Origin of the sequence: Streptomyces sp. NPDC048277 (genome assembly GCF_040652235.1) — a bacterium.
GTDB lineage: Bacteria > Actinomycetota > Actinomycetes > Streptomycetales > Streptomycetaceae > Streptomyces.
Window position 1 is genome coordinate 443,011 of record NZ_JBEZLQ010000002.1, and the last position, 13,937, is coordinate 456,947.

The following is a 13,937-nucleotide window of genomic DNA, read 5'->3' on the forward strand; positions in this document are numbered from 1 at the left end:
CGCCAGGCGTCGCCCCTCGACCTGGCGCCACTCCCCGGCCCGGCGTCACCTCCGGGCCCGGTGTCACCCCCTGGCCCACGCCGACGCGATCCGCGCCGCCAGCCGCACGTTTCCGCGCACGGCCGCCAGGTTGGCCTCCAGCGAGGCGCCGTCCGTGTGCCGGACCAGATAGCCGAGCAGGAACGGCGTGACCGCCTGACCGGTGATCCCCTCCGCGTCGCACGCGTGCAGCGCGTCGGCGAGCACGCGCGCGTGCAGCGCGGGATCGAGCTGCTCCGCCTCCGGGACGGGGTTGGCGACGATCAGCGCCGTGTCCGCCGCCGCCAGCGTGTCCTGCGCCCGCATGACCTCCGCGACCTGCTCGGGGGTCTCCAGGGTCCAGTCGACCGGATACCCGGAGTCGGAGAGGTAGAAGCCCGGGAAGCGGTCCGTACCGTAACCGGCCACCGCCACGCCGAGAGTCTCCAGGCGCTGGAGGGTCGCCGGCACGTCCAGGATCGACTTCACGCCCGCACACACCACCGTGATCCGGGTGCGCGCCAGCAGGCCCAGGTCGGCGGACTCGTCCTGGGTCACCGTCCACTCCCGGTGCACCCCGCCGAGACCGCCCGTCGCGAACACCCGGAGGCCGGCCAGCGCCGCCAGCTGCGCCGTCGCCGACACGGTGGTCGCCCCGCTCGCCCCCGCCGCCACGGCGAGCGGCAGGTCACGGTGGCCCAGCTTGCGGATCCCGTCCTCGTTGGCGATCCGCTCCAACTGCTCCTTGTCCAGGCCGACACGGGGCCGCCCGTCCAGCACCGCGATGGTCGCGGGCACGGCACCCTCGCGCCGTACCGTGTCCTCCAGCTCAAGCGCCACCTGGAGGTTGCGCGGACGCGGCAGCCCGTGCGCGATGATCGTGGACTCCAGAGCGACCACCGCCCGGCCCGCGTCGAGCGCCTCCCGGACCTCTTCCGACACCACCAGCACCACGCGCCCGCCTCCTGTCCGTCGGTCTTCCCTCATCTCTGGCGGGCGGCACACCCGGATAAACGCTTGCGGCCTGTGGGGGACACCACCAGCCTGGGCCGCATGACGAATCACACGGCACGTCTGGACCATGTCGTCCTGTGGGTCGCCGACCCGGTCGCCGCGGCCGGCTTCTACGGGCGGATGCTCGGCCTGGAGCCGCTGCGGGTCACCGAGTTCGCCGAGGGAAAGGTGCCGTTCCCCTCTGTACGCGTCAACGAGGAGACGATCCTCGACCTCGCACCGCTCACCCTCGCCGAGCGCGTGCCCGCGTTCCCCGGCTCCGCCGGCCACCCCGTCAACCACATCTGCCTGTCCCTGCCGTCCGACGACTTCGACACCCTGCGTGCCCGCCTGGCCGACCATGCCGTCCCCATGACCGACATCGGCCACGACTCCTACGGCGCCCGCGGGGAGGCCCCGCGCAACTTCTACTTCCGGGACCCGGACGGCAACGTCGTCGAGGCACGCCACTACGGCTGACGGCACTACCGCCGACCGCGCGCCCGGGCGGCTCAGAACAGCGGCTCGGGCAGCACACCCTCCAGAGCGAGCAGCTTCCGCTTGGTCTCCAGACCGCCCCCGAACCCGCCGATGCCGCCGTCGCTCTCCACCACCCGGTGGCACGGCACGACGACCGGCAGCGGATTGGCACCCATCGCCGCCCCCACCGCCTGCGCCCCGCCGGGCTGGCCGACCCGGCCCGCCAGATCGCCGTACCCGACCACCGCGCCGAACGGGACACCGGCGGCCAGTTCGCGCAGCACCTGCCGGTTGAAGCCGGAGATCAGCGACCAGTCCAGCGGCAGGTCGAAGTCCTGCCGTTCGCCCGCGAAGTACGCCCGCAGCTGGCGTATCGCCTCGGCCAGCACCGGTGCCGCGGGATCCTCGGCGGGCTCGGCGCCCAGCCGGGCCGCCAGCCGCTCCAGAGCCCGCTCCCGCACCGCGTCGGTGGCGTGGAACACCACGTTGACCAGGCCCTCGCGGGTCGCCGCCAGCAGCAGCGGACCGATGTCGCTGTCCACGACGGCCCACACCACCCGCTGCTCGTACTGCCCTTCGCTGTCCATGCGCCCCACCGTACGGCTCGCCACTGACAACGCCCGCCGCCCGGCCGCACTCAGCTCGCGCGCAGCGCGGCCCGCACCACGTCCGGCTTGTTGGTGATGATCCCGTCCACGCCGTAGCCGACGGCCTTCCACGTGGTGACCGCGTCGTTCACCGTCCATGTGAAGACCCGCAGCCGCCTGCCGTGCGGTCCCTCGACCGAGTGCACGGCTGACACATAGCCGGTGGAGATCGACCCCACCGAGGGGTTGATCAGGTCGCTGAAGCGCGCGTACTGCCGCAGGGACGCGACGGACGGCGTGCCGAGGTAGCCGGTCGTCACCGAGGGCTTCAGCTCGTGCACGATACGCAGGCTGTCCGCGCTGAAGCTCTGCACGACGATCCGGTCGAGGTGGCCGCGGTCCAGCCAGCCCTCGTTGCTCAGCGTCTTCAGGATCTGCCGCTCGACGCCCGGGTACAGCTCCGGGTTCTTGATCTCCAGGAGCAGCCTCTCGTGGTTGTGCTCGACCCTGCGCATGTACTGCGCCAGCGTCGGCACGCGCGTGCCCGCGTACGAGGGCGAGAACCAGCTGCCCGCGTCCAGCCGGGCGATCTCCGCGGCCGTGAAGTCCTTCACCTTCCAGGGCGCCCGGCCCGGGAAGACCTGTTCGACGTTGGTCGTGCGTTCGAGGCTGTCGTCGTGGATGACGACGAGCCGGCCGTCCCTGGTGCGCTGGACGTCGTTCTCGACCCAGGTGAAGCCCATCGCGGCCGCCTTGTCGATGGCGGCCAGCGTGTTCTCCGGGGCGTAGGCGGAGGCGCCCCGGTGCGCGAGCACCGTGGGCTGCGCGGCATCGCCCGCCCGGGCAGTGGGCACAGGGCTCAGCAGGGCGGCCGTTCCCAGAAGCGCGGTGGTCGTGGCGGCGACTGCGCGCGCGTGCATACGGACTCCTCACGTCCAGCGAATACGGACAGCACAAGACTGACAGCAGGGAGTCAACAACGGGCGGGTACGGGATGACCACAGATTGAATGGAGTTGCCCAAGTCCGCTCACTGGTGCCGCACAACTGCGGCAAGGGCGTGTTTCTTTGCCGGAAAATCGTTCGACCATTCCAGTGGGAGTCATACTCTCTGCGTCAACCCTGACCGCTCGGGCGGTCCTGGGACGGGGGCGCATATCAAATATTCCGGGACGCAAAGGGTGAAGGGCAGCCACGTATGCAGGGCACGGTCGACGGATTCAGCTATGGGGTCGTCACCCCGCTGGTGGCCTATCTGATGGCCTGCCTCGGCGGTGCCCTCGGGCTGCGCTGCACGACCCGGGCGATGCTGGTGGCCCACTCCTGGCGGCCCGCCTGGCTCGCCCTGGGCTCGGCGGCGATCGGTTCCGGCATATGGACCATGCACTTCGTCGCCATGATGGGGTTCAGCGTCAAGGAGACGCCGATCCACTACGACAAACCGCTCACCTACGCGAGCCTCGGCCTCGCCATCCTCATGGTGGGCGTCGGGATCTTCATAGTCGGCTACCGGGGCGCCACCGGAACCGCCCTCTTCACAGGCGGCACGATCACCGGTCTCGGCATCGCCTCGATGCACTACCTCGGCATGGCCGGCCTGCGCCTGAACGGGAACCTGGAGTACAACACGCTGACCGTGGCCGCGTCGGTGGTGATAGGCGTGGTGGCCGCCACCTCGGCCCTGTGGGCGGCCGGGCAGATCCGTGGCTTCCTGTGGAGCGTCGGCGCGAGCCTCGTCATGGGGCTTGCCGTCAGCGGCATGCACTACACCGGCATGGCCGCCCTCACCGTCCACCTCCACGGCCACGAGGTGACGACCCCCGGTGACTCACCCGCCTCGCTGCTCGCCCCCATGCTGATCGGCCCGCTGACCTTCCTCTGCCTCGCCGCCGTCGTCGTGATGTTCGATCCGCTGATGGTCATGGGCAAGCCCGACCGGCTCCGTGTGGAGCACAAGCCGGGCGTCCCGGCCGACGAGGTCACCCACCACCCGAGCCGCCGCCCGTCCCCGCGCGTCGGCCGCCAGCAGAGCCACCACAGCTCGCGCACCCCGCAGAACCGCTGATCAGAACCGGTTGTCAGTGCGGGGTCGTACGGTGGATGCCATGCGGCCCGTTTCCCACATCGAACGCACGGTGGCGCCCTTCGAGGTCGTCAGCCCGTACCAGCCCAGCGGCGACCAACCGGCGGCCATCGCCGAGCTTGCCAAGCGCATCGAGGCCGGTGAGAAGGACGTCGTCCTCCTCGGCGCGACCGGCACCGGCAAGTCCGCCACCACCGCGTGGATGATCGAGAAGCTCCAGCGCCCCACCCTGGTGATGGCGCCGAACAAGACGCTGGCCGCCCAGCTGGCCAACGAGTTCCGCGAGCTCCTCCCGAACAACGCGGTCGAGTACTTCGTCTCGTACTACGACTACTACCAGCCCGAGGCGTACGTCCCGCAGTCGGACACCTACATCGAGAAGGACTCCTCGATCAACGAGGAGGTCGAGCGGCTGCGCCACTCCGCGACCAACTCGCTCCTCACCCGCCGCGACGTCATCGTGGTCGCGTCGGTCTCCTGCATCTACGGCCTCGGTACGCCGCAGGAGTACGTCGACCGGATGGTCCCGCTGCGGATCGGCGACGAGATCGACCGCGACGACCTGCTGCGCCGTTTCGTCGACATCCAGTACACGCGCAACGACCTGGCGTTCACACGCGGCACCTTCCGCGTCCGCGGCGACACCATCGAGATCTTCCCGGTCTACGAGGAGCTCGCCGTCCGCATCGAGATGTTCGGCGACGAGATCGAGGCGCTGTCCACGCTGCACCCGCTCACCGGCGAGATCATCAGCGACGACCAGCAGCTGTACGTCTTCCCGGCCTCGCACTACGTCGCGGGTCCCGAGCGCATGGAGCGGGCCGTCAACGACATCGAGAAGGAGCTGGGGGAGCGCCTGGCGGAGCTGGAGAAGCAGGGCAAGCTCCTGGAGGCCCAGCGGCTGCGGATGCGCACCACGTACGACATCGAGATGCTCCGCCAGATCGGCACCTGCTCCGGCGTGGAGAACTACTCGATGCACTTCGACGGCCGCCTGCCCGGCTCTCCGCCCAACACCCTGCTGGACTACTTCCCGGACGACTTCCTGCTCGTCATCGACGAGTCGCATGTCACCGTCCCCCAGATCGGCGCCATGTACGAGGGTGACGCCTCCCGCAAGCGCACCCTCGTGGACCACGGCTTCCGGCTGCCCTCCGCCCTGGACAACCGCCCCCTGAAGTGGGAGGAGTTCCAGGAGCGGATCGGGCAGGCCGTGTACCTGTCGGCCACCCCCGGCACGTACGAGCTCTCCCGCGGGGACGGCGTCGTCGAGCAGATCATCCGTCCCACCGGCCTCGTCGACCCCGAGGTCGTCGTCAAGCCCACCGAGGGCCAGATCGACGACCTGGTGCACGAGATCCGCAAGCGCACCGAGAAGGACGAGCGCGTCCTGGTCACCACGCTCACCAAGAAGATGGCCGAGGACCTCACCGACTACTTCCTGGAGCTCGGCATCCAGGTGCGCTATCTGCACAGCGACGTCGACACCCTGCGCCGCGTCGAGCTGCTGCGCGAGCTGCGCTCCGGCGAGTTCGACGTCCTGGTCGGCATCAACCTGCTGCGTGAGGGTCTCGACCTGCCCGAGGTGTCCCTGGTGGCGATCCTCGACGCCGACAAGGAGGGCTTCCTGCGCTCCGGCACCTCGCTGATCCAGACCATCGGCCGCGCGGCGCGCAACGTCTCCGGCCAGGTCCACATGTACGCCGACAAGATCACCCCGGCGATGGAGAAGGCCATCGACGAGACCAACCGGCGCCGGGAGAAGCAGGTCGCCTACAACAAGGCCAAGGGCATCGACCCGCAGCCGCTGCGGAAGAAGATCAACGACATCGTCGCGCGGATCGCCCGCGAGGAGGTCGACACCGAACAGCTGCTCGGCTCGGGCTACCGGAAGCTGAAGGACGGCAAGGGCGCCAAGGCCCCCGTTCCGTCCCTGGGCGACAAGGCGGCCAAGGGCGCGAAGGCCGGCAAGGCCGCCAAGGGCAAGGCCAAGGAAACAGTGCCCACCGACCGCCCGGCAGCCGAACTCGGGGAGCAGATCGAGGAGATGACGGAGCGTATGCGCGCCGCCGCCGCAGATCTGCAGTTCGAGATCGCGGCCCGGCTGCGTGACGAGGTGTCCGAGATGAAGAAGGAACTGCGCCAGATGAGGGAGGCGGGCCTGGCCTGACCCCTGATCCGCTGGCGGACCCCGGTAAGTGCGCGAAGTGTTGCAAGACCGACACAAAGCGCGGGCCGGGGTTCGGCACTGTCAGTGGCGCTGCATAGGGTTTTGGTCAACCGCGCACTCCGCGGCAGCAGGGGACATCCGACGAGGGGAAGCAGCCGTGACGGTCAACATGACCAAGGGTCAGGCCATCAGCCTGGAGAAGAAGGACGGAGGCTCTCTGAGCTCCGTCCGTATGGGACTTGGTTGGAAGGCGGCGCCCCGGCGCGGGCTGTTCGGCTCGCGCACCCGTGAGATCGACCTGGACGCCTCTGCGGTGCTGTTCGCCGACAAGCAGCCCGTAGACGTCGTGTTCTTCCGTCACCTGGTGAGCGACGACGGCTCCGTCCGCCACACGGGTGACAACCTCGTCGGCGGCGCGGGCCAGGGCGGCGACGACGAGGCCATCCTCGTCGACCTCGCGCGCGTTCCGGTCCACGTCGACCAGATCGTCTTCACCGTCAACTCCTTCACCGGCCAGACCTTCCAGGAAGTGCAGAACGCCTTCTGCCGGCTGGTCGACGAGAGCAACGGCCAGGAACTCGCCCGCTACACGCTCGACGGCGGCGGCGAGTACACCGCCCAGATCATGGCGAAGGTGCACCGCTCGGGCTCGGGCTGGACGATGACGGCCCTGGGAGTTCCGGCCAAGGGCCGCACCTTCCAGGACCTGGTGCCGACGATCCTGCCGGTCCTCTAGCCTTTCGGTCCTCCAGCCCTTCGGCCTCCGGGAGAGGGCCGGCGGCGCACGACGACACGACACACAGGAGGACGTGGGCACATGGCGGCCGAGCTGGTGCGCGGGCAGAACCATCCACTCTCGCGGAACCGGATCGAGATCCGGATCTCGGCCGATGTGCCGGTCGTCGCCGGGGCCACCCTCGCCGACGAGAACGGCCGAGTGCGGGGCGCCGACCGGGTGGTCCATCCGGGAGCGCCCACGCGCCCCGGGATCGAGGTCTCCCGACAGGCGGCCGCCGATCACCGCCTCGCCGCCGATCTCGACGCCATGCCCGAGGCCGTGCACCGGGTCAGTGTGCTGATCGCCCTGCCTGCCACGCCCGGCGGCCCGCTCCGCTTCGGCGCGGTGGCCGCGCCCCGTGTCGCGGTGACCGGCCTCGACGGCACCGAGGTCGCCGCCTACACCCTCACCGGCCTGGACGCCGAGTCGGCGGTCGTGGCTCTGGAGCTCTACCGTCGGCAGGACGCCTGGAAGATCCGCGCGGTCGGCCAGGGCTACGCGGAGGGCCTCACCGCGCTCCTGGCCGACCAGGGCCTGCCCCAGGCCGCCGAACTCGCCTGCGGGATCGAGGAAGCGGTGGCGCGGGGCATGGCCCGTTCGGTCCCGGCGAGTACGACGGAGACCGATCGCTCCCGTCGTACGGCCCCATCCGTCACCGGCCCCGACCTCTCCGGCACCGCTTCCGGTGCCGAATCCCCGTACGACGTTCAGACACCCGGTGACGGCAGGCCCACGGTCTCCGGCGTATCCGGCCCACCCGGTGCATCCGGCGCTGTCGGCGCACCAGGCCCCACAGAGCCTTCCACGCCGACCGGCAGCCCCATCGACTACACCCATCCCAAACGCCGCCAGACGTCCCCGCCCTCGGCCCCGGCGGTTTCCGCCTCGGCGGAGGGGCCCGTGCCGCCCGTCGCGGGTGACGCGGTCGGTTGGTCCATGGACGAGCGGCTGTACAACCAGGTCTGGGGCATGTTCGAGGACCTGGCCCGTTCCACCGCCGCCTACCGCAGTGCCGTCGATTTCGCCGAGTCGCGCATGGAGAAGGAGCTCGACCAGGTCCTCTCCGACCCGCGCAACCGCCTGGGCTCGACCGGCGACGCCGCACGCGAGGAGGCCCGCGCCCGGCAGGCCCGGCTGGTCGACCAGGCTCGGGCGGCCCTCGACCGTGACCTCGCCCAGCTCACCGCCGAGTCCGAGGTCGTCGAGCCGGCCCTGCCGCCGGCGTACGCCCGCTGGGACAACCCCGTCTGGCACGGCTACCGGGTGCCGACCGAGTTGCCGATGGCCGTGCGACTGGGCGACCTCCACCTCCCGGAGAGCGCTCCGCTGCGCATTCCGATGCTGGTCCGGCTGCCCCTGGAGCGGGGGCTGTGGGTCGACAGCGGTTCCCCCGACGGATCCGGGTCCGATGCCGGCGAGGTGCGCCACTTCGCCATGCACACGGCCGTGGCGCTCGCGGCCCGACTACTCGCTGCTCACCCGGCGGGGGAGTTCGGCGTGCAGGTCATCGACCCGGCCGGTTCCGGCGCGTCCGCGCTGGCACCGCTGACGGGTGCCGGCGCACTGGCCGCGCCGCCCGCTGCGGGCGCCGTCGGCGTGGCCGAGGTGCTGGGGCGACTGACCGAGCGTGTCGACCTGGTGCAGATGGCGGTGCAGGGTGGCGCGGCCGACGCGCTGCCGCCCGGTCTGGACATCTCGCGGCAGCTGCTGATCGTCAACGACTTCCCGCACGGCTTCGACGACCGTGCCGTCACCCAGCTGCGCTACCTCGCGGACGAGGGCCCGGACGTCGGCGTCCATCTCCTGCTGGTCGCCGACCGGGAGGACGCCGCCGCATACGGCCCGTTGCTCGATCCACTGTGGCGTTCACTGATGCGACTCACGCCGGTACCGGACGATCACTTGGCCGATCCGTGGGTGGGGCATGCCTGGACGTACGAGCCCTGCCTCGTGCCGGTCGGCAGCCATGTGCTCCAGCAGGTGCTCACCCGGGTGACGGCTGCTCGCACCAAGGACATGTAAAGTGCCCTGACCTGCGTATTTGGTCTTTCTTTTGCCAAGTGCTTTACCTTTCCTTGGTGATTGGGGTACTGTTTTCCTCACGGAGGGGAGTACTCCCTGTCTGCTGCGGCGTACCCGTCAATACGGATCCGACCGGATCCCGGGGCGTCGGCCCGTCTCGGGTGGAAGAGACCTCCGGCAGCGATGACGCTGACCCTTTGCCTGTTCACGAACCGGAGGCGCAGTGGATGTGTCCGTGACCCTGTGGGTCCTCACCGTCCTGGGGCTGGCCGCCCTGATCGCGGTCGATTTCTTCATCGGCCGCAAACCGCATGACGTGTCCGTCAAGGAAGCCGGAATCTGGACCGTCGTCTGGATCGCCCTGGCCGGACTCTTCGGCCTCGGCCTGCTCGTCTTCTCCGGCGGGCAGCCCGCCGGAGAGTTCTTCGCGGGCTTCATCACCGAGAAGTCGCTGAGCGTCGACAACCTCTTCGTCTTCGTCCTGATCATGGCGAAGTTCGCCGTGCCCTCGCAGTACCAGCAGCGGGTGCTGCTCGTCGGCGTCCTCATAGCCCTGGTCCTGAGGGCCGTCTTCATCGCCGCGGGCGCAGCGATTCTCGCCAGCTTCTCGTGGGTCTTCTACCTCTTCGGCGCCTTCCTGATCTGGACCGCCTGGAAGCTCATCCAGGAGGCCCGGACCGACGACGAGGAAGAGGAGTTCGAGGAGAACAAGCTGCTCAAGGCCGCGGAGCGCAAGTTCGGCGTGGCCGACCGGTACCACGGCACCAAGCTGTGGATCCAGCAGAACGGCAAGCGGGTCATGACCCCGATGCTGGTCGTGATGCTCGCGATCGGTACGACCGATGTCCTGTTCGCGCTGGACTCCATCCCCGCGATCTTCGGCCTGACGCAGGACCCGTACATCGTCTTCACGGCCAATGCCTTCGCGCTGATGGGCCTGCGGCAGCTGTACTTCCTCATCGGCGGACTGCTGAAGAAGCTGGTCCACCTGTCCTACGGCCTGTCGGTCATCCTCGGCTTCATCGGCGTCAAGCTGGTGCTGCACGCCCTGCACGAGTCCGGCGTCCATGTCCCGGAGATCAGCATCCCGGTCTCGCTCGGCGTCATCTGCGCGGTCCTGATCGTCACCACGATCACCAGCCTGAGGGTCTCCAGGAAGCAGGCGGCGGCCGAGGCGGCGCAGGCACGGAGCGAAGGCGCTCCGAAGGACAGCATCGACGTCTGACCACGTCAGACGTAGGAACAACCACCCCGCGGAGCGGTGCGAAGCCGATTGCCGACCACCGCTCCCGATGCTTCCTTTGGGTGCAGGGCGTCCCTGGCCGGGGACGCCACCGCCCGGTGGAGGCAGTGTGACGTTCGTCCAGATCATCGACTTCGAAACCGACCGCATCGACGAGATGAAGGAACTCGCCGACGGCATGGACAGCCAATTCGCCGGCCGCGAGGGCGGCCCCACCCGCCGCCTGATCCTCAGGGACCGGAGCCGGCCCGGCCACTACCTCGGCGTGATCGAGTTCAACTCCTACGAGGAGGCCATGCAGAACAGCAACGACCCCGAGACAAGCAAGTTCGCCGAGCAGATGGCCGCCCTGTGCACCCGGCCGCCGTCCTTCGCCGACTGTGACGTCGTGGACATGACCGACTTCAGGTAGCCGCTCGACCGACCGCGCCCGTACGACCCGGGGGCCGTGCCCTACTGGCGGCAGGGCCCCCGGAGCCCGAAAGGACCGGAATGCGAACCCCGTACGCCTCTGCCACCATCGCTGCATGATCACTCGGCTCCGGTCGCTCACCCCCCAGTGGACGTTCCTCGTGCCGGTGCTCGCGGTCGTCCTGCTCCTGTTCACCTGGGGCCGCCATCTGCCCGGCGCGGTCGTCGCGGTGGTGACCGTGGTCCTCGCCGGATCGGTCCTCGCCGCCGTCCACCACGCCGAGGTCGTGGCCCACCGGGTCGGCGAACCCTTCGGCTCCCTGGTTCTCGCCATCGCCGTCACGATCATCGAGGTCGCCCTGATCGTCACCCTCATGGCCGACGGCGGTGACAAGAGCTCCACCCTGGCCCGGGACACCGTCTTCGCCGCCGTGATGATCACCTGTAACGGCATCGTCGGCCTCTGCCTTCTCGTCGCCTCGCTCCGCCACGGCACCGCGGTCTTCAACCCCGAGGGCACCGGCGCCGCCCTCGCGACCGTGGCCACCCTGGCCACGCTCAGCCTGGTACTGCCGACCTTCACCACCAGCAGACCGGGCCCGGAGTTCTCCGGTATCCAGCTGACCTTCGCGGCCCTGTCCTCACTGATCCTGTACGGCCTGTTCGTGGCGACCCAGACCGTCCGCCACCGTGACTACTTCCTGCCGATCACCCGGCAGGGCGAGGTGATCACCGCCGATGACCACGCCCAGGCCCCGTCCGCGCGCACGGCATGGATCAGCCTCAGCCTGCTGGGCCTGGCCCTGATCGGCGTCGTCGGACTGGCCAAGGGCGTGTCGCCGACGATCGAGTCCGGTGTGGAGGCGGCCGGCCTGCACCAGGCCGTCGTCGGTGTGATCATCGCCCTGCTGGTGCTGCTCCCCGAGACCATCGCCGCCCTGCGCTCCGCCCGCCGCGACCGCGTGCAGACCAGTCTCAACCTGGCGCTCGGCTCCGCCATGGCCAGCATCGGCCTGACCATCCCCGCCGTCGCCCTCGCGTCCGTCTGGCTCCCCGGCCCCCTGGTCCTCGGACTCGGCGCGACCCACATGCTGCTGCTCGCGCTGACCGTCGTCGTCAGTTCCCTGACGGTCGTGCCGGGCCGGGCCACACCGCTGCAGGGCGGCGTCCACCTGGTGGTGTTCTTCGCCTATCTGGAGCTGGCGATCAACCCGTAGCGGGCTTCGCGCCTCTATCCGGTGACCGCCTCGACCGCCGTCACCGGCACCGGACGCGTCTCCGGCAGCAGTGCGAAGCAGCCGAGGCTCAGCAGCGCGATCGCCGTCAGATACGCCCCCACACCCCACGGCACACGACCGCTGTGTTCCGCCAGCGCCGTCGCCATGATCGGCGTGAGCGCGCCGCCGAGGACCCCGCCGAGGTTGTACCCGACGGCGGCCCCGGTGCAGCGCACCCGTGGCTCGTACAGCTCCGGCAGATAGGCGGCGACGACCGAGAACATGGTGACGAAGGAGATCAGCGCGCCCGTGAACCCGAGGAACATCAGCAGAGGCTGACCGGTCGCCAGCAGCGCGACCATCGGGAACATCCACAGCACCGAGGCCGTGCACCCCAACAGGCACAACGGCTTCCGCCCATAGCGGTCGCCGAGCAGGGCCATCACCGGTGTGAGGGAGCCCTTCACCACCACGGCGGCCATGATGCAGATCAGCATGACGGTACGGCTCACCCCGAGCCGCTCCGTCCCGTACGCCAGCGACCAGGTCGTCACCGCGTAGAACACCGCGTACCCGACCGCGAGCGCCCCCGCCGTCAGCAGCACCAGCCGCCAGTGGTGCCGTACGACCTCCGCGAACGGCATGCGCGCGTGCTCGTGGATCTCCAGGAACCGGGGGCTCTCGGCGAGCGAGGACCGCAGCCACAGCCCGCCCAGCGCCAGTGTCCCGGCCGCCCAGAACGGCACCCGCCACCCCCACTGCGCGAACTGCGCGTCGGACAGCGACGCCGACAGGGCCAGCATCACGCCGTTCGCGAGCAGAAAGCCGATGGCCGGACCGATCTGCGGAAAACTCGACCACAGGGCGCGTCGCCCGGCGGGCGCGTGCTCCGCGGTCAGCAGCACCGCTCCGCCCCACTCCCCGCCGAGCCCCAGCCCCTGCAGAAAGCGCAGCACCAGCAGCAGCACCGGGGCGGCGACGCCGATCGTGTCGTACCCCGGTACGCACCCGACCGCGACCGTCGAGGCGCCGGTCAGCAGCAAGGACGCGAACAGTACGGGACGCCGGCCGCGGCGGTCCCCGATGTGCCCGAACAGCACCGAGCCCAGCGGCCGGGCCACGAACCCCACGCCGAACGTCCCGAACGCCGCCAGCGTCCCCGCGAGCGGCGAGAACGTCGGGAAGAACAGCGGTCCCAGAACGAGCGCCGCGGCCGTGCCGTAGACGAAGAAGTCGTAGAACTCGATCGCGGTCCCGGCGAGCGAGGCGGCCGCCAGCCGCAGCATCGAAGGGGCCCTTACGGTGCGTGCATCGTGCATGCTGCGTCAACTACCCACGGTGATCGTGAGTTACGGGGGCGCACGGCGCCCTTCGCAGGCGCCCCGGCGCACCGTGATAAACCGGTCTGAGCCGCGGTCCGCCCAGGACCGTTCATCACCCCTACGGAGCCGGAGGAATCGTGCCACGCACCCTGGCCAACGCCCCGATCATGATCCTGAACGGGCCCAATCTGAACCTGCTCGGCCAGCGTCAGCCCGAGATCTACGGCTCCGACACACTCGCCGACATCGAGGCACTGTGCGCCAAGACGGCGGCCGCGCACGGAGGCACCGTGGACTTCCGGCAGTCCAACCACGAGGGCGAACTGGTCGACTGGATCCACAAGGCACGACTCGACCACTGCGGGATCGTCATCAACCCGGGCGCCTACTCGCACACCTCGGTCGCGATCCTGGATGCCCTCAACACCTGCGACGGCATGCCGGTGTTGGAGGTCCACATCTCCAACATCCACAAGCGCGAGTCGTTCCGGCACCACTCGTACGTCTCGATGCGTGCCGACGGTGTGATCGCGGGATGCGGTGTGCAGGGCTATGCGTTCGGCGTGGAGCGGGTGGCGGCACTGGTCGGCGCCGCCACCGCCGACGCGTAGCGC

Annotated in this window: 13 protein-coding genes; 9 read left to right on the forward strand and 4 right to left on the reverse strand. The window is 69.8% G+C overall.

What is annotated here, in order from left to right:
- Positions 1–63 precede the first annotated feature (63 nt).
- A complete protein-coding gene (locus AB0D85_RS06685) occupies positions 64–972 on the reverse strand; it encodes a pseudouridine-5'-phosphate glycosidase (protein WP_362314568.1) in 909 nt (302 codons plus the stop codon).
- Between the two features lie 99 nt (positions 973–1,071).
- On the opposite strand from AB0D85_RS06685, the gene AB0D85_RS06690 reads away from it, so the two are divergent.
- Entirely contained in the window at positions 1,072–1,491 is a 420-nt protein-coding gene (locus AB0D85_RS06690) for a VOC family protein (protein WP_362314571.1), read from the forward strand.
- A 32-nt stretch (positions 1,492–1,523) separates the two neighbouring features.
- Here the strand turns inward: AB0D85_RS06690 and AB0D85_RS06695 are convergent, their stop codons facing one another.
- On the reverse strand, positions 1,524–2,078 hold the full coding sequence (locus AB0D85_RS06695) for a methylated-DNA--[protein]-cysteine S-methyltransferase (protein WP_362314574.1): 555 nt from the start codon (positions 2,076–2,078) through the stop codon (positions 1,524–1,526).
- 50 nt (positions 2,079–2,128) lie between these two features.
- Positions 2,129–2,998, reverse strand: coding sequence for a glycerophosphodiester phosphodiesterase family protein (locus tag AB0D85_RS06700; RefSeq protein WP_362314576.1), 870 nt, complete (start codon positions 2,996–2,998; stop codon positions 2,129–2,131).
- A gap of 277 nt (positions 2,999–3,275) precedes the next feature.
- On the opposite strand from AB0D85_RS06700, the gene AB0D85_RS06705 reads away from it, so the two are divergent.
- From AB0D85_RS06705 to AB0D85_RS06735, 7 genes are all read left to right on the forward strand, one after another.
- The gene (locus AB0D85_RS06705; RefSeq protein WP_362314579.1) at positions 3,276–4,142 is read left to right on the forward strand and encodes an MHYT domain-containing protein; all 867 of its coding nucleotides are present in this window, start codon (positions 3,276–3,278) and stop codon (positions 4,140–4,142) included.
- Positions 4,143–4,182: 40 nt separating this feature from the next.
- Positions 4,183–6,330, forward strand: a complete 2,148-nt coding sequence (gene uvrB / locus AB0D85_RS06710; RefSeq protein WP_362314582.1) for an excinuclease ABC subunit UvrB — start codon at positions 4,183–4,185, stop codon at positions 6,328–6,330.
- A gap of 157 nt (positions 6,331–6,487) precedes the next feature.
- Positions 6,488–7,066: a TerD family protein gene (locus AB0D85_RS06715; RefSeq protein ID WP_362314585.1), complete on the forward strand. Its 579-nt coding sequence runs from the start codon at positions 6,488–6,490 to the stop codon at positions 7,064–7,066.
- Positions 7,067–7,147: 81 nt separating this feature from the next.
- A complete protein-coding gene (locus AB0D85_RS06720; RefSeq protein ID WP_362314588.1) occupies positions 7,148–9,130 on the forward strand; it encodes a TerD family protein in 1,983 nt (660 codons plus the stop codon).
- A gap of 223 nt (positions 9,131–9,353) precedes the next feature.
- Entirely contained in the window at positions 9,354–10,355 is a 1,002-nt protein-coding gene (locus AB0D85_RS06725; protein ID WP_362314592.1) for a TerC family protein, read from the forward strand.
- A gap of 127 nt (positions 10,356–10,482) precedes the next feature.
- A complete protein-coding gene (locus AB0D85_RS06730; protein WP_362314594.1) occupies positions 10,483–10,785 on the forward strand; it encodes a hypothetical protein in 303 nt (100 codons plus the stop codon).
- A 115-nt stretch (positions 10,786–10,900) separates the two neighbouring features.
- Positions 10,901–12,001: an ionic transporter y4hA gene (locus AB0D85_RS06735; RefSeq protein WP_362314597.1), complete on the forward strand. Its 1,101-nt coding sequence runs from the start codon at positions 10,901–10,903 to the stop codon at positions 11,999–12,001.
- A gap of 14 nt (positions 12,002–12,015) precedes the next feature.
- Here the strand turns inward: AB0D85_RS06735 and AB0D85_RS06740 are convergent, their stop codons facing one another.
- Positions 12,016–13,287, reverse strand: a complete 1,272-nt coding sequence (locus tag AB0D85_RS06740) for an MFS transporter (RefSeq protein ID WP_362314599.1) — start codon at positions 13,285–13,287, stop codon at positions 12,016–12,018.
- A 173-nt stretch (positions 13,288–13,460) separates the two neighbouring features.
- Between AB0D85_RS06740 and aroQ the strand changes: the two genes are divergently transcribed.
- Positions 13,461–13,934, forward strand: coding sequence for a type II 3-dehydroquinate dehydratase (aroQ, locus tag AB0D85_RS06745; RefSeq protein ID WP_362314603.1), 474 nt, complete (start codon positions 13,461–13,463; stop codon positions 13,932–13,934).
- The last annotated feature ends 3 nt before the right edge of the window (positions 13,935–13,937 follow it).